The 21,964-nt window shown below is 50.3% G+C and carries 20 protein-coding genes; 5 read left to right on the top strand and 15 right to left on the bottom strand.

The window, feature by feature from the left end; genetic code table 11:
* Nucleotides 1-81: 81 nt before the first annotated feature.
* The 7 genes from KJS57_RS18970 to selD all read right to left on the bottom strand — a co-directional run bounded on the left by KJS57_RS18970 (nt 82) and on the right by selD (nt 7,771).
* Entirely contained in the window at nt 82-708 is a 627-nt protein-coding gene (locus KJS57_RS18970; RefSeq protein WP_213655980.1) for a DNA-3-methyladenine glycosylase family protein, read from the bottom strand.
* A 131-nt stretch (nt 709-839) separates the two neighbouring features.
* Nucleotides 840-1,508, bottom strand: coding sequence for a DinB family protein (locus tag KJS57_RS18965; RefSeq protein ID WP_213655979.1), 669 nt, complete (start codon nt 1,506-1,508; stop codon nt 840-842).
* Between the two features lie 12 nt (nt 1,509-1,520).
* Nucleotides 1,521-2,273 carry a MerR family transcriptional regulator gene (locus KJS57_RS18960; protein ID WP_213655978.1) on the bottom strand — a complete coding sequence of 251 codons (753 nt, stop codon included), beginning with the start codon at nt 2,271-2,273 and terminating at the stop codon, nt 1,521-1,523.
* 845 nt (nt 2,274-3,118) lie between these two features.
* Nucleotides 3,119-4,498, bottom strand: a complete 1,380-nt coding sequence (locus KJS57_RS18955; protein WP_373316844.1) for an S-layer homology domain-containing protein — start codon at nt 4,496-4,498, stop codon at nt 3,119-3,121.
* Complete coding sequence (locus tag KJS57_RS18950; protein WP_213655976.1) at nt 4,488-5,495, bottom strand: YcdB/YcdC domain-containing protein; 1,008 nt, start codon at nt 5,493-5,495, stop codon at nt 4,488-4,490. The genes KJS57_RS18955 and KJS57_RS18950 overlap by 11 nt, the downstream gene beginning before the upstream one ends.
* A gap of 149 nt (nt 5,496-5,644) precedes the next feature.
* A complete protein-coding gene (gene mnmH / locus KJS57_RS18945; RefSeq protein ID WP_213655975.1) occupies nt 5,645-6,694 on the bottom strand; it encodes a tRNA 2-selenouridine(34) synthase MnmH in 1,050 nt (349 codons plus the stop codon).
* Between the two features lie 27 nt (nt 6,695-6,721).
* Nucleotides 6,722-7,771 (bottom strand): selenide, water dikinase SelD, encoded by a 1,050-nt coding sequence (gene selD / locus KJS57_RS18940; RefSeq protein ID WP_213655974.1) that lies wholly within the window; start codon nt 7,769-7,771, stop codon nt 6,722-6,724.
* Between the two features lie 177 nt (nt 7,772-7,948).
* Between selD and KJS57_RS18935 the strand changes: the two genes are divergently transcribed.
* Nucleotides 7,949-9,013: a permease gene (locus KJS57_RS18935; protein WP_213655973.1), complete on the top strand. Its 1,065-nt coding sequence runs from the start codon at nt 7,949-7,951 to the stop codon at nt 9,011-9,013.
* Between the two features lie 49 nt (nt 9,014-9,062).
* Here KJS57_RS18935 and KJS57_RS18930 read toward each other — a convergent pair whose 3' ends face one another.
* From KJS57_RS18930 to KJS57_RS18900, 7 genes are all read right to left on the bottom strand, one after another.
* Entirely contained in the window at nt 9,063-10,091 is a 1,029-nt protein-coding gene (locus KJS57_RS18930; RefSeq protein ID WP_213655972.1) for a LacI family DNA-binding transcriptional regulator, read from the bottom strand.
* Between the two features lie 177 nt (nt 10,092-10,268).
* Nucleotides 10,269-11,102 (bottom strand): carbohydrate ABC transporter permease, encoded by an 834-nt coding sequence (locus tag KJS57_RS18925; RefSeq protein ID WP_213655971.1) that lies wholly within the window; start codon nt 11,100-11,102, stop codon nt 10,269-10,271.
* Nucleotides 11,102-11,944: a carbohydrate ABC transporter permease gene (locus KJS57_RS18920; RefSeq protein ID WP_213655970.1), complete on the bottom strand. Its 843-nt coding sequence runs from the start codon at nt 11,942-11,944 to the stop codon at nt 11,102-11,104. The genes KJS57_RS18925 and KJS57_RS18920 overlap by 1 nt, the downstream gene beginning before the upstream one ends.
* Nucleotides 11,945-12,070: 126 nt before the next feature.
* The gene (locus KJS57_RS18915; protein WP_213655969.1) at nt 12,071-13,465 is read right to left on the bottom strand and encodes an ABC transporter substrate-binding protein; all 1,395 of its coding nucleotides are present in this window, start codon (nt 13,463-13,465) and stop codon (nt 12,071-12,073) included.
* A gap of 652 nt (nt 13,466-14,117) precedes the next feature.
* Entirely contained in the window at nt 14,118-14,888 is a 771-nt protein-coding gene (gene sdhB, locus KJS57_RS18910) for a succinate dehydrogenase iron-sulfur subunit (protein ID WP_213655968.1), read from the bottom strand.
* Between the two features lie 13 nt (nt 14,889-14,901).
* A complete protein-coding gene (sdhA, locus tag KJS57_RS18905; RefSeq protein WP_213655967.1) occupies nt 14,902-16,647 on the bottom strand; it encodes a succinate dehydrogenase flavoprotein subunit in 1,746 nt (581 codons plus the stop codon).
* A gap of 73 nt (nt 16,648-16,720) precedes the next feature.
* A complete protein-coding gene (locus KJS57_RS18900) occupies nt 16,721-17,392 on the bottom strand; it encodes a succinate dehydrogenase cytochrome b558 subunit (protein WP_211023513.1) in 672 nt (223 codons plus the stop codon).
* Nucleotides 17,393-17,632: 240 nt separating this feature from the next.
* On the opposite strand from KJS57_RS18900, the gene KJS57_RS18895 reads away from it, so the two are divergent.
* From KJS57_RS18895 to KJS57_RS18880, 4 genes are all read left to right on the top strand, one after another.
* Nucleotides 17,633-18,535 (top strand): LysR family transcriptional regulator, encoded by a 903-nt coding sequence (locus KJS57_RS18895; RefSeq protein WP_211023515.1) that lies wholly within the window; start codon nt 17,633-17,635, stop codon nt 18,533-18,535.
* A 139-nt stretch (nt 18,536-18,674) separates the two neighbouring features.
* Nucleotides 18,675-19,049 carry a GntR family transcriptional regulator gene (locus KJS57_RS18890; RefSeq protein ID WP_211023518.1) on the top strand — a complete coding sequence of 125 codons (375 nt, stop codon included), beginning with the start codon at nt 18,675-18,677 and terminating at the stop codon, nt 19,047-19,049.
* A 20-nt stretch (nt 19,050-19,069) separates the two neighbouring features.
* Nucleotides 19,070-19,972, top strand: a complete 903-nt coding sequence (locus tag KJS57_RS18885; protein WP_211023520.1) for an ATP-binding cassette domain-containing protein — start codon at nt 19,070-19,072, stop codon at nt 19,970-19,972.
* Nucleotides 19,956-20,642: a hypothetical protein gene (locus KJS57_RS18880; RefSeq protein ID WP_213655966.1), complete on the top strand. Its 687-nt coding sequence runs from the start codon at nt 19,956-19,958 to the stop codon at nt 20,640-20,642. The genes KJS57_RS18885 and KJS57_RS18880 overlap by 17 nt, the downstream gene beginning before the upstream one ends.
* 54 nt (nt 20,643-20,696) lie before the next feature.
* On the opposite strand, the gene KJS57_RS18875 is transcribed toward KJS57_RS18880, so the two are convergent.
* Nucleotides 20,697-21,941, bottom strand: a complete 1,245-nt coding sequence (locus tag KJS57_RS18875; protein WP_213655965.1) for a cation:proton antiporter — start codon at nt 21,939-21,941, stop codon at nt 20,697-20,699.
* Nucleotides 21,942-21,964 lie beyond the last annotated feature (23 nt).

Raw genomic sequence — 21,964 nt, 5'->3', positions numbered from 1 at the left:
ACTCCTAATTTATAAAAAGCAAACAGGCAACCTCAAGAACACGGGCCGTTCTTCAAGGTTGCCTGTTTTTTAGCCTATGTGTCACCCGTTTTGCGGAAACGATATTTCCCATAAATATATGGATGCGACCGAACCGTACGGTGAGTATCGGCGGCGGTATTGTTCAAACTGCTCTTTCGTGAGGGCCGGAAGCCCGTACAGATTCATGATACCGCGCCGAATCGCAATATCGCCCCAACTTACAATATCCGGCCGCTCCAGGCAGTTCATGAGCAGCATTTCGGCCGTCCAAACGCCGATGCCGGGCAGCACCGTCATCTTAGCGGCGACTTCCGCATCCGGCAAACTTCGGAGACCCTCGAGGTCGAATTCGCCCGAAGCGACCTGCGTGGCGATCCGGTGGATGCAAAGCGCCTTTTTCATCGTTATACCGCAGCGTTGGATCTCATCGGCCGAGGCTGCCGCCAAACGTTCCGGACGTATATCGCCGAAAGCTGCCTGCATGCGACTCCAGATGGTCTGCACGGCTTTTACGGAAATGAGCTGGCCGACAATCGCGTGAACGAGCGCGGGAAACAGCTCCGGAATGATCACGCGCTCCACTTGGCCCCGGCGTGACATGAAGTCCCCGAGCACCGGGTCCGCTGCCGACAAAGCTTCAATTTCCTTTGGTCCGTATTCAAAAAACTTGGTTACCACGGCGCACATGCCGATTCCTCCCAGTGATCAGATTCCAGCGGCCTTTGTTCGCAAAGACGACAGAAGCCGTACAACTACTATAGCGTATCGGATAGCAGAAAGTACGGCGGTTGGATTGAAACAGCAAGATAGTGAATATCCTATTTTTTTATTCGCTGCGATTTGTTGAGATGGACGATGAGATGCCGGGTGGCCGGCATCAGGATGATTCCCGCCTTGGTCAGGCCGCCCCAGTAGTCGAGCAGCCATTCCCCTTCTTCGCGGACATCCTTGTTGCTTTTAATTCTAGCGATCCGGGAAGGATCTATCTTCTGCTTCAAATCGCCGGGACGCATCGCCAAGACGATTTCCCGGGTACGAAGGCCCACCGCATTCCGGTAATCTCGAAGAGACGGAATATGAACGGAAGCGCTAAGCTCCTTCACGTCCTCGTCATTCATTCCGTTGCCGGTGTCACGATACCGGATTCCTATTTTGCCGGGCCAATCCTGTTCTTGTTCGTCAAACACCTGCGGCCGGTCTCCCACCAGGGTGTTCAACGTAATATCCTCGATCCGTGTGGAGTGGTAAATATGCCAAGCAATCGAGTTCACGCCCGGCTTGGGAATCCTCCGAAAGTTTTCCTCGCTCATATCATTCAGCACTTCGTCCTCAAAAGACCACGCATCCGGTTCGGCGATTCGGGCCGAATGAACCGCTGCATGCTGCGCCAGTATGATTTGAATGACAGATTCATGATGCTCCGGTTTAGCGATGATCGCTTTCAATTCTTTTTGCCGGGTATTCCAAAGAACTCGTTCGTTCGACAATGTTATCTTCCCCTATTCTCCTGACTTGGCCAGCGCTTCGGCAGCAGCGTTCAAATAGTACGCCAGACCGGTTTGCTGCCCCTCCAGCATATTTCGGTGAAAATCGTCCTCCAGAAAAAAAGAGGTTTGGAGCGCAAATTCGGCAACCGTCGCGGGATGACCATGCTTTTTCAAAAAATGTAGATGTCTATGAATTTTGTTCTGTATGCTCTCGTCGTCATATTTGAGTCCGTTTCTTAGACTGTCGGCCATTTCTCCCATAAACTGAGCGGCTTCCAGAGCCTGATCGTTCAGCGCCGGCACATCCAAAGGTTCCTCGCCGATGACGTCCACATCGTAGGTTTCCTGCAAATAACGATTTTGCTCTTGCAGTGCCTCCACCCACTCTTCTTCGCTGTTAAACCCTTTGAACATTTCGCCCTGATCCATGATTTCTCCTCTTTCCGTATAGACGATCGATTTTTCCAAAGTTGATAAAATATGCTCGAGTCTTTGTTTCTGACGGGCAAGAAGCTCTTTTTGCTGCGATAAAATAGCCAGACGCTCCGGATTGTCGGCAAGAAGTTGTTTAATCTGATCCAAGGGGAAATCCAGCTCCCGGTAGAACATAATTTCCTGAAGCCGCTCCAATTCCTCGTTTCCATACAGACGATATCCCGATTCATTAACTTGAGCCGGTATAAGCAGGCCTACCTTGTGATAGTGATGCAGTGTCTTGACAGTAACGTTAGCGATGGAAGCCACTTCTTTAACAGTAAACAGCATTTTGTGTCACTCCTTTCACTTCAAGCCTAATCCCTCCCCTAAGGTAAGAGTCAAACAAAAAAACTAATCTGCTTTCTCGCTTGACCCTCCTCTTAGGTCAGGACTTACGCTAAAGTCCGTAAAATGGCTTTCCGGTCCAAACTAAGTCAAACATGCTATGCATGTCACGTATGCCACGTATGCCACGTATGCCACGTTCTCCACATATTCCACGTACTCCTCGCCCCTCGTTGGATATTTTCCAATGATATCAACCAAATCGCCGCAGATTGTCTCTTTCATTGGAGAAAATCCAATGATATAGCCGATAATAGCCCATTTTGCACGAACTATGAAATTTTGATTGGATATTATCCAATCAACCCCCGAAATCCCCCCGCCAAAGCGCGACTCGTTGGAATTTATCCAACGAGTCAAATTGATTTTACTGGATAGTTCACCTAACAACGTGCCACAGGGCCAGCCTAATAATAAATGAAGCAGTTAAAACTGGGTCCGCTCTTCCATCTGGCCTAACGGGCCTCACTCGCCATTCTAACGCTCAACGCACCACGTCGTGCACTATCTCAACAGCTAAAACTAATTTGCACTTAATCCATCGCACCTCACCCTCCATCCTCAACTATTAACGTGCCACGGTCGCTCTATAACGCAACAGTAGAAGCTAGTTTCCTTTATCACAACGTTCTCTATGTTCTCTATGTTCTCTATGTACCCCACGTTCCTAACGCCCCAGCCCTACTCACTCCTCAACACTCAACGCTCCCCAGTTCCTCCCCCACGCAAAAAGGCCGCCCCGCGCAGCAGCAACTGCTACCGGGACAGCCCCCTCGCCTAATAGATAACTACTGGGCGACCGTTTGATCCGTCTTGCCTTGCAGCTTCACGAGCTGCATGATAACCGTCGCCGCATCCGCTTTCGTGACAGTGCCTTGCGGATTGAACTTGCCGTTTTGGCCTTGCAGCAGCCCCAGTTTAACGGTAAGCGCCACTTCGCCTTTGCTGCCGATCAAGGACTTGTCGCTGAATTGATTCAAGCTCTCATCCTCGGCCAGGAACCCTGCCAGCTTGTTGTATTTGACAATCGTTGTCAGCATAACGGCGAGCTCTTCTCTCGTCAATTTGGAATCGACCTTCAACACGGCATCTCGCTCGATCCATTTATATTGGGCAGCATAGGCTACCGCATTATAATATGGACTATCCACCGGTACCCCGGATACCGGCTTTCGTTCTCCCATTCCGTAATAACCGCCATAGTCCTTATAATAAGGAGTTACGGCTTGAGCCATCATACCAAGCCATTCGCCTACCGTAATTTCTTGATTCGGCTTCGCGTTGCCGCTCTCATCAGGCACAATTACCCTATGCTGAATCAAGGTCATGAGATCCTGCTCGGCCGGATGCCCTTTCACATCGGCAGGTATGGTCACGGAAGGATTCCCGTCCCCATACCGGATGTTATCATAGGTCGTCACCCATTGCCCCGAAACGGCATCAATAACTTGAAACGGGCGATCCGGATTTTTGGACTCCGCCCCATACGCGAGCCAAGTTTTCTGCTCGATATAATTGTTATCCACAAAATGACCGCCGGTGTTCATGTACTGCAGCTTCATGACGTACAGATCCCGGTATGCCTTCAGAGCTTCTTCTTTTGCCATTTTTGCGGTCGATGGTCCGGTAATTTGATCGAGTCCCGGCGTTCGGCCGAAACTGTAATATTTCAGGTTACCGTATAAATCAAAGGATAGCGAAATTCCGCCGTTACTTACCGGGATTCCTTGCACAAATCTAGTGAAATGATATCCATAGCTCTTCTTATTCTGATTGTTAGAATTGGCCTCCTTCTGCTCCGCCAGCTTATAATCCCGGCTTGCATTTGGAGCCAAAGCATTTACGAGTTCGATCGCTTTCTGACGGACTGTCGCTTGGCTCAGCTTCACAGCTCCGGCTGGAGGACTTGATGCGTCTTCCTCCCCCATTCCCGCGTATTCTTCCATGCGAAACTCAAGAATTTGTCCTGTCAAAGCATCAACCTCTGCGATTGTTTGTGACGAGAATCCTCCCGCGTACAATCTTCCCGGCTGTTCTCCCCAGGTCAATCTCCACAATTTGCGCTCAGGATCGGCGTAATCGGAATCAAGCGATGAATACAATAAAGTTCGACCCTTGGGAATCGTAAAGACTTGTTCCACCAGTTTTTTCGCCTCGTCAGCTGTCAGTTCTGTCTTGGCCGTACGAGGAGCAAACTGTTTCTTGCCCGCCGGGACTTCCGCATATACGGTCTTCCCCCTGATAACTTAGCCTTTTCCCGGTTAAGGCATCAATCGGATAAGTCGCATTCTCCGACGGATTCCAAGCCAGGATATATTTACTGACCTTATTATCCTTGTATATCGGAATATAACTGAGCTCGACATCCAATTCTTTAGCAAAAGTTTGCTCTGCAACGGTCTGGGAAATGGCAGCCGTCTTCTCCGGGTAGTTCAATTGGTCATAGGATTTGGAAAAGGAGATCAGATCGCCGTTGCCGTTGAGCGATACATTGACGTATTCGGGTGAAGGAATTCCATTCTTCAGCAGGCTAAAATAGAAACTGTATTGAACCGGTCCGAACAAGGAAGTCTCGTTCAGTCCCCAGGACGAGTACCCCTCCTGTTTCAGATCGCTCAGCGTAATGGAGGGAGCCGCTTTAACGATAAATGCTTTGGCTGCTTCCAACGCTTGATCCCGGGTCAGCTTTGGAGGATAATAATTTTCATTTGCTTCTTGGGCGACACTTAAATAGATACTGATCAACTCTCCGGTCAATGCATCAAGCTGGGAACTAAAACCATATCCCATGCTTCCCGACGGATAGGTCCATTCGATATTCCAAACCATTTGATTCGGTGGGGGAGGATATACATTCGTTACCCCCAGCGTGATATTCTGCGCGACGGCATCCTTCAACTCCGGCAACAGTGCCTTCACCTTCCCGACAGCCTGCTCTTTTGTAATTTTGGCTTGAGACGGATCCGGTGCGGTTGTTCCCGGCATCGGAATTTCACCGGCAGCAATCTTCAACCGGGTCTCGACCGGCAAATAATCATAAGTTCCAGAGCTTGTCTCAGCTCGGGCCAGCCCCGCAGGCAGCAACACTGAAACCGCTACCAAGCTGGTACAAGCCAATCTCGTCATCCGGTTGAACTGGCTTGCCCTCGTTCTTTTCCTATTCAACTCTATCCCATCCTCTCTCCTGGATACTTCTCTCCATTCTAAGATGTTTTAAACAAAATATCCAGAATTACCCTGTACCCCGCAAAAAAGAGACCGTCCGCCAAACCATCAGCGTACGGTCTCAACTTCATTTCTATTCACTTCGTAACTCATCCATTTACACGTTGACCCGAGGTTCGTTCAAGCAATTGCTCGACCGCAAGAACCGCCTCATCTACCGAATCGGCACGGATGGTCGTAAACTCGGCCCCCTCATACTGCTCTTCCGAATGTTCGTACCGCGGATCGTAATAATAGAGCAGCAGAAGCTCCACGGCTCGTTCATAATTGCCGTTCTTCAAACTGTCTCCGATTTCTACGGCGATGGGCCGGTGAATGCGGGACTCGATTTTTGAAAAAGCCTTGGCGCAAGCCTCCGGATGATCCCAGGGCTGGTAATCTTCCAGGATCGTCTGCACGCGTGCTTCAATCGGAAGCTCTACCCGGATATGGGTACCCTGATCCTTCTTGGCCATGACCAGCTCCGGAATAACAACCTTCCCGATCCGCTTGCTCTCCGCCTCCATGAGTATATAAGGAGCCTTCTGATACAGCAGCAGTTCATCCAGCAGCAAGGCGTCGAACGTTTTCTGGTTATGGGAGCGAAGTCCGATTTCGCCGAAAACCGATCCCCGATGCCCGGCCATGTCCTCCAGGTCAAGGACCGGATAGCCCTTTTGTTTCAGCTTCCGTAACAGTGCCGTCTTGCCATTTCCGGTATTTCCATGAATGACATAAGCCGGGGGTTCGAACGACATCGTCTCCAGCATAGCTACGACCCATTGGCGGTAAGCCCGGAAGCCGCCGGACAACCGGTAGGCATGGATGTTCATCAGGGACAACAGCGTTGCCGTCGTTTTGCTGCGCATACCGCCCCGCCAGCAGAACACGGCTTTCTTCTCTGGAATCGCCGCAAACTCTTTAATAAATGCCGGCAGCTTGGCCGAAACGATCTCGAGCCCGCGTTCCTGCGCCGCATCTACACTGACCTGCTTATACAGCGTCCCGATCTCCGCTCTTTCCTCATCGTTAAACAGCGGAATGTTGATACTGCCGGGAATGCTGGACTCCGCGTACTCCGAAGGAGAACGGACGTCGATCAGGACCAGTTCCCCCTTTTTGCGCACAGCCAGATCTTCAATGGTTATGTCTTGAAACATGATGTTTGACTCCTTCTATAAGACTTCCTACTCCACAACGATGCGTCCAGGATGTTGTTCGGTAACTTCCCCGATCAGGCTTGCCTCGACACCGGCTTGCACAAGCGCCTGCAGCAGCTCATCAGCTTGTCCGGCCTCCACCGAAATGAGCAGGCCGCCCGAGGTCACCGCATCGCACAGAATCCAGCGGCCGATTTGGTCCAGCTCCGCAGGGAAATCGATATCCACCTCGACATGAGCAAAATTGTTTTTCGTTCCGCCTGGTACATTTCCTTGCTCGGCAAGCTCCCGCACGCGCGGCAGAACAGGAACATCGCTATGTTTAATACGGATTCCGCATCCGCTTCCTTTCGCCATTTCCAACGTATGGCCCATCAGGCCAAAGCCGGTCACGTCCGTGCAGGCGTGAACATCGTAAGGCTCCATCGTCTCGGCAGCCGTCTTGTTCAAGGTCGCCATCACGCGGGTAACCCGCTGCGTCTCTTCCGGAGTCAGCGCATCCTTTTTAATCGAAGTCGTCATAATGCCTACCCCGATCGGCTTCGTCAGGATCAGCTTGTCCCCGGCCTTCGCTCCCGCATTCGTTCTGATTCTGTCGGGATGAACAAGGCCGGTCACGGCAAGGCCGAACTTGGGCTCCTTATCGTCGATCGAGTGACCGCCTACCAGCGTAGCTCCCGCTTCCCGGACTTTATCCGCAGCCCCGCGCAAAATATCCGCCAAAATGCTTTTATCCAAAGTGGAAATCGGAAAAGCTACAATATTAAGCACGGTCAACGGCTTGCCGCCCATGGCGTAAATATCGCTGATCGCATTGGCTGCCGCAATTTGGCCGAAGGAATACGGATCATCCACGATCGGCGTAAAAAAATCCACCGTCTGCACCAGAGCCATGTCCCCGGACAAACGGTACACGCCCGCATCGTCACTCGTATCCAAGCCCACGAGCAAGTCGGGGTTCGGCTCCGATTGAGGCAAACTCCGAATCACCTGCATCAAGTCGGCAGGGCCGATTTTACATCCGCAGCCACCCTTACTGGATAATGAAGTCAACTTTACTGAATCCGCTGCTGCCATCTATGAATCACTTTCCTTCCGTATATAAAAATATATTTAAAGGTCTTTCCATTGCCTGCTCCACTCTAAATCGTACTCCAATCGGCCCGGGAAAGGCAAATCAATAATGCAGCCTTGTCTCATTATGTTATACTGTAATTCGTGTCTTTGAAAATAACAAACTGTGGGGGAACATACATGGCAACATCAACGAAAACACACTCTCTCAATCCACGTACTCCTCGTACGCTCAAGACTATATTCTTCGTCGTCCTCTTTGTCATCATTGCCATTGCCGGCTTAAGTTATGTTAAGTGGTGGCCGTATTATGAAAAAGCATTCAAAGCCGCGGCGAACCACTCGATCGGCTCGTCGATTCTCGGCTCGGACGTCTCCGCAGCTCCTTCCTGGAGCTCGGCTATCGAATACGCGGCCGCCTATTTCAAATCGGTATGGAAAGCCGCCGTTCTGGGCATCCTGCTCGGCTCCCTTGTACAAGTACTGCTGCCGTCCAAATGGCTCTATAAAGTGCTTGGCAAAGCCAACTTTAAGAGCACGCTTCTCGGCGGCGTCGCTTCCTTGCCCGGCATGATGTGCTCCTGCTGTGCTGCGCCCGTCGCCTGCGGTCTTCGCCGTAAAAACGTCTCGGTCGGCGCAAGCCTCGCCTTCTGGATCGGCAATCCGGTGCTGAATCCGGCCACGCTCATATTTATGGCGTTTGTGCTCTCGTGGAAGTTTACCCTACTCCGGCTTGCCTTCGGGTTGATCTTGACCTTCGGAGTCAGCTACTTTGCGAACCGGTTTGCGAATACGAATGAAACGGCAGCAATCCCTGAGCCGCCCGTTCAGGAGATGGAAGAAGAGCAACGCTCTTTCTGGGTGCGCTGGCTCAAAAGCCTAGGCCTGATGATTCTTAATGTCGTCCCGGCTTACGCCATTTCCGTTCTGCTGCTGGGTGCCTTTCAGCACACGATGTTCCCTGTTGCACTGGGAACCGGTATCGCCGCCATTATCGTATTTGCCATCGTAGGTACGCTGTTCGTTATCCCGACGGCGGCGGAAATTCCGATTATCCAGTCCTTCGTAGCCCTGGGCCTGGGGACCGGCCCGGCGGCGGCCCTGCTGCTTACGCTGCCAACCGTCAGCCTTCCGTCCATGCTCATGGTCGCGCGGTCTTTCCCTAGAAAAGCGCTGATATTCGTCTTTGTCTCCGTGGTTGCGATCGGCATTGTAGGGGGCATCGCAGGCTCGTTCTTCCTGTAAAAAGATAAATAACCCGGCCCGCAACCATCGTTGCGAAGCCGGGTTTTGTTTATTTCCTTGCGGTCGATTCCCGGATCATCAATTCCGCCGGGAATGTTTTATGGGCGTGAGTTATTTTTTTATTAATCAGGTCAAATAAAATTTTGATCGTCTCCTCGGCAATTTCCTCAACCGGCTGACGAATCGTTGTAATGGATGGATGGTAATAGTAGGTGATATCAAGTCCGTCAAATCCGGCGACCGCATAGTCATCCGGAACCGATTTGCCGCTCTCGAAGATAGCCTTGCAGGCTCCTACGGCCAAGCTGTCGGATACGGCAAACAATGCCGTGAATTCCTCGCCGGAACCGAGCAGTTCCTTGGTCACCTCGTATCCGTTTTCCATCGAATAGCTCTCTATGCTTTCTTTCATGCTGTATACCAGCTTTTCGTTCAATTCCAGACCGTGATCCTCAAGCGCCTGCTTATAACCTTCATATCTTAATTTACCGATACTGACATCATCCATAGATGCCGTTATGATAGCGATTTTGCGATGGCCCTGATTGCATAAATAATCTACCATCTTGTAGCTTTCTTTAAAGTCGTCGACGGAAACGGAAGAATACTCATGCGGATCGTAGTCCGGCGTCATACCGATCGTACTGAGAACGAACGGTACCGTAAGCTGATCCAGCTTTTCTTTGGAATGCGAGAAATATCCGCCGAGAAAAACAATCCCCTTCAAACGCTTCTCTTTTTCGAGCTCGATCGCGACTTCGATTTCATCCTGGTTCTCATCCACCCTTTGCAGAATGAACGAATATTTCTTTCTTTGAATCTCTTTTTCAAACACCTGAATCATCCGGTTAAAAAACGGATTGGTTATCCCCTTGATCAGCACGGCTATCGTCTTGGAAGCGGAACGCTTCAAATTCCGGGCGCTGTTGTTAGGAACGTAATGATTTTCCTTGATGACCTGCATAATCATTGCTTTGGTCTCTTCGCTGATGTCAGGATGATTATTGATCGCCCGGGAAACCGTAGTAACCCCAACCCCGCACATTTTAGCAATATCGATAATTGTAATTGAAGCCATGTCCGATCTTCCCTTACATTATAATCTTTCCTTCATATACTCATAGAAAATATAGCAATTAACCCCCCGGAAAACAAGGGCGGATACAAAAAAGCAGGGCTTCCCGGCAAGTTATTCCCCCGGTAAAGAACCCTGCTTCGCCCGCTGCGCCTATTGCCTCAGGCATTGTTTCTGACCTTAACCTTTAACAGCGCCGGCAACGACGCCCTCAATAATATATTTTTGACAGAACAGATAGAAGATTACGATAGGCAAAATAGCCAATACCAGCATCGCCATCATCGCGCCCATATCAATTGAGCCGTAACCGCCCTTCAAGTATTGAATCGCGATCGGAATCGTTCTGTGCTCGGTCCCGATGACCAGCATAGGCAGCAAGTAGTCGTTCCAGATCCACATGACGTTGAGGATAGCCACGGTAATCGCAATCGGCTTCAATATCGGCAGAACCACTTTAAAGAAGGATTGGACCGGGTTACAGCCGTCGATCAGGTCGGCTTCTTCAATTTCGAGCGGTATCGACTTCACAAACCCGCTGAACAGGAACACCGACAACCCGGCTCCAAATCCCAGATAGATGAAAATGATCCCGACCAAATTGTCCACGTGCAAAATGTTAGCCACTTTCGACATCGTAAACATGACCATCTGAAAAGGAACGATCATCGAGAATACAAAAATGAAGTAGAGCATTTTAGTAAATTTCGTTTTGACCCGGGTAATGTACCAGGCGGTCATAGCTGTAAGCAGCACGATGACGGCCACGGAGCATACCGTAATAAACAATGAGTTTCCGAAAGCATTGAAAAATCCGATCTTGGCAACGCCGCCCGTATAGTTTTTAAGACCAATGAAGGTTTGGGCATCGGGAAGCTTGAACGGAGTGTCGCTGATGAAGAACTTTCCCTTGAAGGAGTTCATCAGCACGATCAGGATCGGTGCCAAAAACAGTACGGCTAGAATGAATAGCACTGTAACTACAACAGAATCTCTGCCCCTTGTTTTTTGCATCAGCTCTCAACCTCCTTGCTTCTTGTTGCGACAAGTTGAATCAATGCGATCAGGGCGACCAGTACAAAGAATACAACCGCTTTGGCTTGACCGACGCCTTCCCAGCCTACGCTGCCGTAGAACGTGTTGTAAATATCCAGCGCCAGCATCGAGGTTTGCTTCGACGGTGCCCCGGCTGTTAGCGCCAGGTTCTGGTCAAACAGCTTAAACGAGTTCGATAAGCTCAGGAACAAACAGATCGTAATGGAAGGCATCACGAGCGGGATAGTCACGTTACGCAATATACCGAAACGGGTACTTCCGTCGATCATGGCCGCTTCAATAACATCCTTGGACACATTTTGAATGCCGGCAATATAAATGATCATCATATACCCGATTAATTGCCAATTCATAAGTACAACGAGTCCCCAAAAGCCGTAGTTGGCGCTGGAGGTTAAAGTTACATCGAATTTAATCAGTATACCGTTAATGATAAGCTGCCAAATGTAACCCAGCACGATTCCGCCGATCAGATTTGGCATGAAGAAAATCGTTCTGAACAGATTGGTCCCTTTCTTTCCCCGGGTCAACAGCATGGCCAGAAGAAACGCGAACACATTGATCGTTAACACGGAGACAACCGTAAACTTGACCGTGAACCACAATGCATTCAGAAATTCTTTATTCGAGAAGGCTTTAAGATAATTGCTGAGGCCTACCCATTTCGCATCCGTGACTGTCGTAAATTCCGTAAAAGACAAGTACACGCCGAGAACAAACGGAATGATGAACATGACCGTAAAGGCCAGAACTGTCGGTAATGCAAAAAGGGCGAAATATCTTTTTATCGATTTCTGCATGGTGTTCTTCTCCTTACCCAGGATTAAAAAAATGGCGAGTCAGAAATGGTCCTCTATGAGTAATCGGTCATAAAATATGCCACGGTGCACCGGTTTGGCCCACCGCGGCATGAAAGTACATGCTAATTACTTGGCTTTTTCAGCTTTCCAGCTGTCTTTAAAGATCGTTACAACTTCATCCCAAGTTTTGTTGCCTTGAGCGTATTGCAGCAACGCGTCGCCGAATACGTTCTTGAACTCTTCGCTAGGGAATGCAGCGAACGTCCAAGGTACAGATACGATACCGTCTTTAGCCATCCAGTTGCTCACTTCTTTAGCCAGCGGATCAGCAGGTTTTTCGTTATCGTTGAACGTGTTGAATGGAGCGATGAATCCGAGATCGTTCGTTACGTATGCTTTACCTTTGTCACTGGAGAACAGCCATTCCAGGAAAGCGATCGAAGCTTGTTGTTTCTCAGGCGATACTTTGCTGTTGATGGAGAAGTAGTTCTCCGTACCGATAGCGAGACCTTGATTTTCTTCGCCGGCAACACCGGTGTAAATAGGCAGGAACTTGATGTCTTCGGCTTTAACTACGTTGCCGTCCACTTCGTTGATTTGGGACCATCCCCAGTTTCCGTTTTGAACCATTGCGGATTGACCCAGTGCGAACTCGGCCATCGAGTCGGTTACAGATTTGCTGCCCAAGAGGGAGCCTTTCGTAACCGAGTTGTTGATGTAGAGATCAAAAATGTTTTTGAAGTTCGGATTGTATTTGAATTCGACTTCGTTGGAGGCAAGACCGGCCAAAATCGTGTTGTCATATTCGGTGTTATCTTTGAATTCATAGTACAGCGGCATATTGGCCAAGTGAGTTTGCCATCTCCATTGTTCGCCGGCAGCCAGCGAAGTGGAGGAGAACACGCCCTTGATTCCCAATTGGTCTTTCTTCGCGGTCATATCTTCAACAACCGCTTTCAAAGTATCGAAGTTTTTGACATCGGCCATCGAGGATACCGAAACGGCTTTATCCGACAACTCGAAGTATTTCTTCATAATCGCGTCATTGTAGATAATGCCATAGCCTTCTACGACATAAGGAATCCCGTAAACGCCGCCTTCATTAGTTACGGCAAGGCTTTGGTCGGACAAGTAGCTGTAGAGCTTGGTGTCTTTCAAGTCGAGGGAGTAATCCTTCCAGTTCTGATAACCGACAGGACCGTTGATTTGGAAAATCGTCGGAGCGTCAGATTTGGCGATTTCAGCCTTAAGCGTAGTCTCATAAGTTCCGGCAGCCGCGGTTACGACTTTCACTTTCACGCCTGTTTCAGCTTCATAATCCTTGGCGATCTTCTCGTAAACCGGAGCAATTTCCGGCTTAAAGTTCAGGAAGTAGATCTCTCCGGCTTTGGCTGGAGCGGTTCCTGAATTGGCCCCCGAGTTCGTTGTGTCGGATCCTTCGTTTTTGTTACCGCAGCCGACCGCAAGTCCGGCGACCAAAGTTAAAGCCAGCATCAAACTCCATAGCTTTCTGACTTTCATGTGTACTTTCCCCCTCGAATTTATTCGAATTATATAGCGGAATGAATGCGCTTCCGATAATTCCGGTTTCGTTTTCGGTAACGGTTCCGAAAACGTGTCCGGCATCCTTTTCGGTAACGTTTTCAATCTCAACGTCATATTAGCATACACCTCAGGAATTCGGCAATATAAAGTTTAAAATTTCATTTATGTCGGAGTAAATCCGACGGTTTCGCTAGGTACGGTTTTCGGTAGATGTTGATAACTATGCTCCCCATTGGATATCTCCAATGAAAAAGCATCTAGCAGCTTAACATCTGTGCTTTGATTGGATATTTCCAATTAACACAGCTGAAAATGGTCTTCTTTCACGAAACCACTATATCCTCATTGGATATTTCCAATGAAACAGTTAAAGCATCTTATTCTCGCACCATCTCATTGGATATTTCCAATGGAGTAAAGGAAAAGCCAACCACACACCACAGGTACTTACGGATCACTAAGGATGGCCCTTGGGATGACAAACGGGTTCCTATGGATCACGAACGTATCTCCCCACGCCACACATGGATCAAGCACAATTTGCCACCCAACCCGCCAACCTGAAAGAACCACAAAAAAACCGGGCTCATTCGCCCGGTTTTTAACACTATTCCACAATGCTCGATAGTTACACGCCCAGCCAGCGTTTGAACATATGCTTGGTGGTCGCCTTGTTCATTTCGGCGATGGAGGTGGTCAGCGGAATGCCCTTCGGGCATGCGCGGACGCAGTTTTGCGAGTTGCCGCAGCCCTCGATGCCGCCTTCTTCCATCAGCGCCTCCAGACGTTCCTCCGCGTTCATTTCACCAGTAGGATGTGCATTGAACAAGCGCACCTGGGAAATGGCCGCAGGGCCGATGAAGTCGGTCTTCTCGTTGACGTTAGGACAAGCCTCCAGGCAGACGCCGCAGGTCATGCACTTGGACAGCTCGTAAGCCCACTGGCGCTTCTTCTCCGCCATCCGCGGGCCTGGTCCAAGATCGTACGTGCCGTCGATCGGAATCCAGGCTTTGACGCGCTTGAGCGCGTTAAACATCCGGCTGCGATCGATGACCAGGTCGCGCACGACCGGGAACGTCCGCATCGGCTCGACGCGGATCGGCTGCTCCAGGTTGTCGATCAGGGCAGCACAAGCCTGGCGAGGCTTGCCGTTGATCGTCATCGAGCAAGCGCCGCACACTTCCTCCAGACAGTTGGACTCCCAGCATACCGCAGAGGTGTTCTCGCCTTTCAAATTGACCGGATTCCGCTGAATTTCCATCAAGGCGCTGATGACATTCATGCCCGGACGGTAATCGAGCTCAAACTCTTCCGTATAAGACGCCGACTTGGGATCATCCTGGCGAGTAATCACAAATTTCACTTTCTTCGCCGTTAATTTTGTATCCGCTGTTGCCATAGTCTCTCCCCCCCTATTTATCCTTCGAATAATCGCGTACCCGCGGCGGGATCAAAGAGACGTCCACTTCTTCATAAGAGATCTGCGGACCGTCAGGCGTCCACGTCGCCTTGGTTGTCTTCAGGAATTCCTCATCATTACGAGTCGGGAACTCCGGTTTATAATGGGCCCCGCGGCTCTCGTTACGGAGCAGCGCGCCGAGCGTCATCGCTTCGGACAGCTCCAGCATGTTCCACAGCTGGCGGGTAAAAGCGGCGCCGGCATTGTTCCAGCGGGACGTATCGTTAATATTGATATTTTTGTAACGCAACTTCAATTCCTTGATCTTGCCGATCGTCGCTTCCAGCTTGCTGTTTGTACGAACTACGGTCATATTTGCCGTCATCCATTCGCCCAGCTCCTTATGCAGCACATACGGATTCTCCGTGCCGTTCATGGCCAGCAATCCTTCGTACTTATCTTCTTGCGCTTTACGATAGCTCTCATAAATCTGCGGGCTAAGATCCTCCGCCGATTTTTTCAGGCCGCGGATGTATTCCACCGCTTTCGGCCCGGCCACCATACCGCCATAGATCGCGGAAACCAACGAGTTGGCCCCAAGCCGGTTTGCACCGTGATACTGGTATTCGCATTCCCCTGCCGCAAACAAGCCGGGAATGTTCGTCATCTGATTGTAATCGACCCACATGCCGCCCATGGAATAATGGACCGCCGGGAAGATCTTCATCGGAATTTTGCGAGGGTCATCGCCCATGAACTTCTCATAAATCTCAATAATGCCGCCGAGCTTCACATCGAGTTCTTTCGGGTCCTTATGGGACAGATCGAGGTATACCATGTTCTCCCCGTTAATCCCCAGCTTCATATCGACGCAGACGCTGAAGATTTCCCGGGTCGCAATATCCCGCGGAACCAGGTTACCGTACGCCGGATATTTTTCCTCCAGGAAGTACCATGGCTTGCCGTCCTTATACGTCCAGATCCGTCCGCCTTCCCCGCGCGCGGATTCAGACATCAGCCGCAGCTTGTCGTCTCCGGGAATCGCCGTCGGGTGAATTTGGATAAATTCGCCGTTCGCGTAGTTCACGCCCTGCTGATACACCGCGCTTGCCGCTGTTCCTGTATTAATAACCGAGTTCGTCGTTTTGCCAAAAATAATGCCAGGGCCGCCCGAAGCCAAAATGACCGCATCGGAAGCGAAAGTAACGATTTCCATTGAGCGCAGGTTTTGTGCGCAAATCCCGCGGCATACGCCTTCATCATCCAAAACGGCAGACAGGAACTCCCAGTTCTCATACTTGGTGACCAGACCTTCCGCTTCATAGCGGCGTACCTGTTCATCCAAGGCATAGAGCAACTGTTGTCCCGTTGTCGCACCGGCAAATGCCGTCCGGTGGCGCTTCGTGCCGCCGAACCGGCGGAAATCGAGCAAGCCTTCCGGTGTCCGGTTGAACATGACGCCCATCCGGTCCATCAGGTGGATAATTCCCGGCGCCGCCTCGCACATCGCCTTAACCGGCGGTTGGTTCGCCAAGAAGTCCCCGCCGTATACCGTGTCATCAAAGTGCTCCCAAGGGGAGTCGCCTTCGCCTTTCGTATTTACGGCCCCGTTAATGCCGCCCTGCGCGCAGACGGAGTGGGATCTCTTCACCGGAACGAGCGAGAACAGATGCACCTGCACCCCGGCTTCCGCCGATTTAATCGTAGCCATCAGGCCGGCCAGACCGCCGCCGACAATAATTACGCTTTGTTTAGCCATCTCTATCTTCAACTCCTAAAAGAGGTTGTTCAAAAATCAACTTTGAACTCTCATCAATTGTTTTATATAGCCATTATCCTACGAATACACGAAGCGTCTCCAGCAATGCCGTTCCATCGGCCTGGAACTCCACGCCCCGGAAGGCGAACAGCGACCAGGTGAAGAGTACCGACACAATAACAAACAGGGTCATGCAAATATAAGAAGAAACCCGTTGGGCCCGCGGACCGACCGTGATGCCCCAGCTGACCATGAACGACCAAAGTCCGTTGGCAAAGTGAAATGCCGCAGAGAGCACTCCGATCAAATATAGAATGAAGAAGAACGGATTCATCACGATATCGTGCATCACCCCGCCGAGTTCTTCATGAGTTACATTACCGATAGCGACCTGAAAGCGGGTCTCATAGAGATGCCAGATTACGAACGCAAAGACAAGCACCCCTGTGATCCGCTGAAGCAAGTAGCGCAAATTGCGTTCATTCCGGAACCGCGTATTGTTCGGCTTCGCCTGGAAGGCGATAAACATACCGTAAACGGCATGATACAGCAGCGGCAAGAAGATCCCAAAAATCTCAAGTACAAGGACCAGAGGCAAGCTATTAAGAAACGCGACGCTGTCCTTAAACCCTTGGCTTCCTCCTTCAACCGCGGAAAAATTCGTAATCATGTGTTCCAGAATAAAAAAACCGAGCGGGATGACACCCAGAAGCGAGTGCAGTTTTCTGGAATAAAACCCTTTCATAAGTCCATGTGCCCCTTTCCGTTTCCATCGTTCCTCTAATAATCTCATTATTCAACAAATCTCGACCGCGGGACGTATATGATAAATTACACAAAAGCGCGGTCTTATTCCCTTGTTACAAAAGTAACATGTGAACATCTTGTGTCATATTTCATGTTACTCCTTTTTATCTTATAATGGAATTGCAATATACTTATTAATACTTATAACAAATTAACATAAGGAAGGTTGGCCACGGCTATGATTGAAGATTTGCTGGTGTTTACCACGGTCGTTGAGCAATCCAGTTTAAACAAAGCTTCCAAGCTGCTTAATTTGTCACAGCCCGCACTGTCCAGAAAAATTGCAAAGCTGGAGGAGGAATGGGGTGTCTCTTTATTCTCGCGAAAAGGAAAGCGGCTGGAGCTCACCCGCGTCGGACATGAAGCTTATATCTATGCCTTGGAGCAGCGGCAGCGCCATCAGAACTTTCTGCAATCCGTCTCCAGGTTCAAGGCGAGTGAACGCAGTGTAGTTACGCTTGGCGCCAGCCTCACTACAATTCAAACGACGCTCCCGCCGCTGGTTACGGCATTAATGAACAAGTTCCCCGAAATAGAGCTTAAGCTGGTTACCGGGAAGACGCATGAGATCGTCTCCTATGTCCGCGACCGCAAAGTCGATATCGGTGTTGTCGCCTCCTCAATCAGCGAAACGGGACTCCGGTGCATTCCCTTGTTCCAGGACCATTTGGAGTTAGTGGTCCCACGGGGGCATGAGCTGGCGGGCAATCGCCGCGCGGCAATGGAGGATCTGAACGGCCGGCCGATGATCATATTCTCGAAGGGCACCTGGTACCGGAAGCTGATCGACGATCTGTTCGGACGTTACGGGATCATTCCGGACATCCGGATGGAGATCGATTCTTTTGAAGCCATCGTCCGCTTGCTGACCACATGCAAGGCTGCGGCCCTTCTGCCGAAATCGTACTTACGCAAGCAATTGCTGAAAGACAACGACCTCGTCGCTGTTCCGATGAAGGAGCTTGAACAGACGCGCAGAGAAACATGCCTTGTCTACGGCGACAAATCGGAACTGAGCAAAGAAACGATGGAATGGTTTACGGGCATTAAGGAGAGTCTTGCAGAAGTGCTTTCTCAATAAATAGAATTCCAATATTTTATATAGCAGCCGGATGCTCCGGCTGCTTTTTTTCATGAAAGGATCATTCGCCTGTTGACAATATACCCCTATGGTTGTATGGTTAGTTACATAAGTAATTAACCAACACGGTGGTGAAGAAATGGGTGTGTTAAGCGACGATGGTCGGCCGATTTTTCAGCAAATTGCCGAAAAGATCGAAGATGACATTATTGAAGGTAGATTGCCTGAAGAAGCCCAAGTGCCTTCTACCAACCAATTTGCGGCCTTTTATCAGATCAACCCGGCTACGGCGGCCAAAGGCGTTAATTTGCTGGTAGATCAGGAGATTTTGTACAAGAAAAGGGGGATTGGCATGTTCGTTGCATCGGGAGCGCAGGCGGTTTTGGTTGAGAAGCGAAAGCAGCAATTTTTTGACCAGTATATCGTAGTCATGCTGCGTGAGGCGGCTAAATTGGGAATATCGCCGCGGCAGATTGCGGAAATGATTCAAAAGGCAGAGTCTGCCGATTCATGAGGACGAGAGGAGAAATTGTTGTGAATCCTATTCTGGAATGCCGTCAAATTGCTAAAAATTTCGGCAGTACCGAAGCTATCCGAAACGTGACCACGACTTTTGAAGAAGGAGCCGTTCACGGGCTTCTGGGAGCCAATGGCGCCGGCAAGACAACCTTGCTTCACATTCTCTCCGGCCTGATCTATCCAAGCCAAGGGCAAGTCCTCTACGACGGCCAACAGGTCCATGACAACCCCGCCGTCACCCCGAACATCTGCCTGGTCAAGTCGGATGAACGTTCTTGGGCCGATTATAAAGTCAAAGATCTGATGCATTATTGTTCACTGCTGCTTCCGTACTGGGACGAAAAGCTCGCAACCGAACTGCTTAGAAAATTCCGCTTGCCCGCCAAAAAGAAATATAAGCAGCTTTCCAGAGGCATGCAGTCGATGGTAGGGATCGTGAAAGGACTGGCCAGCGGCGCCCCATTGACTTTGTTCGACGAGCCGACCCTGGGGCTGGACGCCGACATGAGAGAAACTTTTTACGAATTAATGATTAACGATTGCGGTCAACGGGAGCGGACGATGATCCTGTCGACCCACCAGATCGATGAATCCTCCAATCTGTTCCAGTACATCACGCTGCTGGAGCAAGGGGTCATCACCTCCCATATGGATAAGGATGCCTTTGTGGCACAGGCGCATTACCTCCAAGGCGATTCTTCGCAGCTGCTGGCATTGGTATCAGACCCGCATGTGCTCCACGAAGAATCACTGGCCGGAACAACCGTCCTCGTCTGGTACGGGGAACTGGATAACCGGGTCGAACTGGAACGCCGGGGTATCAAAATCAGCTCAGTACCGCTGCAAAAACTGTTCGTTTATTTGACCCGCAAAGGGAATCTGAATTCGGAGGAAACAAATAATGGTTACTTCTCGTAAGATGCTGCGATTCTATTGGATGGATAACTTCAAACCGGTGACGTATTTTTGGTCTATCCTTCTGTTGGTTGATATCGCACAAGTGGTAATCATGCTTTATTTTCCGGAAATTATGAACTCCACTAACAGTTTTCTGTTCTCAGCCAACTTCGGAGCCATCGCCATCTATCTTTTGGTCTACGGCATTTTAATTGCAACGAACAGTTTCCCTTTGATGATGAGCTTTGGAATTCCCCGGCAGAGGTTTTATCTCTCTGTGATCGGAACGACGGCCATACTCTGTGCCGCCATGGCCTTGATGCAAAATATCGTCGTCTATGTAGGTTATGGGGTGACGTCGCTGTTAGGACATTCTATTGAAGAAAGCATCCCTGCGTTCTTGTCCTTATGGTACTCCCAATTTGCATTCTACCTGTTCGACATGTTTCTGTTCATCCTGCTTGGTACCGTTTTTTACCGGTTTGGCACGCTTCCCGGCTTGATTACAATCGCTTTTTACGTACTGATTTTAAACCTCAGCCCCGGAAACATGGACTTCGCGGAAAACTTTGAATTGTCGGCGCCAGGAATGTCCAACGTGATGGTTTCTCATCTATTTCTGGGATTAACCGTCATTCTGATCGGAATCGGCTGGATGCTTTACCGCCGGGCCCCGGTCCGTACTTATTAATCCAAGGAACCGGAAACCGACCCGTAAAATTAAAAGAAGCTGCCAGCAAAAGCCCTAAGGCTTTGCCGCAGCTTCTTTGATTTCGAGGCCAAGCTTTCGCGCCGCCCAGGCTGTCGTGCTCGCCTGAACGATAATCGTAAGCACGATCGCCATGAACGTAATCGCCGCAATGATCTCGGCATGCGGGACGCCCATTCCGACAATCATTCCCGACAACGCAGCCGGTATAACTCCGGTTTCGCGGACCCAGCACATAAACAGCAGCTCCCGCCAGGTCCACTTCACTTTCCGGTCCGGAAGGGCGCACAGCAGGATGGTCAACGGACGGGCTACAAACATAAGCAGCAGCACCGCCCCCAGACTCTGCCACAGGTAATGGCCCAGCGTGCCGAAATTAACCTGACTGCCCAGCAGAACGAAGATCAGCATGCGCATCATCACCGTGATATTTTCCGCAAAAGAGCCGACCTCGATATGTCTTTCCTTCATTGAAAGATTAAAGGTTTCCGCATTACCCCAAATGATCCCGGCCACAAACGTCGCCATAAACCCGCTGACATGCATCAGGTCGGCAATCAAGTAACTCGACAGGGCGCAGACAAGCATTACGATAGTCGTATATTCCCGCAGTACGCCATGCCGCGCATGTCCCGTGAAATAGGCCAGCAGCCCGGAAATGATCAGCCCGATCACAATTCCGCCGAGCGCGGTTTTTACAAAGTCCAAGGTCATCGCGCCAAAATGGAGTTCGCCGCCGCCCGCGACCGCCGCCAACAAAGCAAACGTAAGAATCGAACCCGTTGCATCATTAAATGCCGATTCGCTCTCCACCGTCTCGCGGACACGCTCCTTGATCTTCACCTGTTTGAAGATGGGGATGATCGATGCCGGGTCCGTAGATGCAATGACCGCAGCTGCGAGGAAGGCAAAAATCCAATCCACCCCGAACAGAAAATGCACGCCTGCCCCCACAACCAATACCGAGATGATTACCCCCGGGACGCTAAGCAAGGATAGGGTGATCCAAACCTTACGGAGACCGCTGAGCTTAAGATTCCTGCCGCCATCAAACAGAATGAGCGCCGAACCCAATGTTAAAATGAGCTGATTGATCAGCGAGCCGCTGGATTCATGAATGAGCTTCAAGCCGGGCCCGAGCAGCATGCCGACGGCGATGAATACGGCAACATCGGGCAGCTTGAGCCAAGCGGCTAATTTGCCGGAAACCATGCCGACACTGAGAACAAACAATACTAGGATCAGAAAATGCCGAATTGCTTCCGTTGCAGCAGATTCCATGCAGGTCACACTCCAAGAGCAGA

This window comes from Paenibacillus vini (genome assembly GCF_018403325.1).
GTDB lineage: Bacteria > Bacillota > Bacilli > Paenibacillales > Paenibacillaceae > Fontibacillus > Fontibacillus vini.
This window is presented reverse-complemented; position numbering and strand designations above follow the sequence as displayed.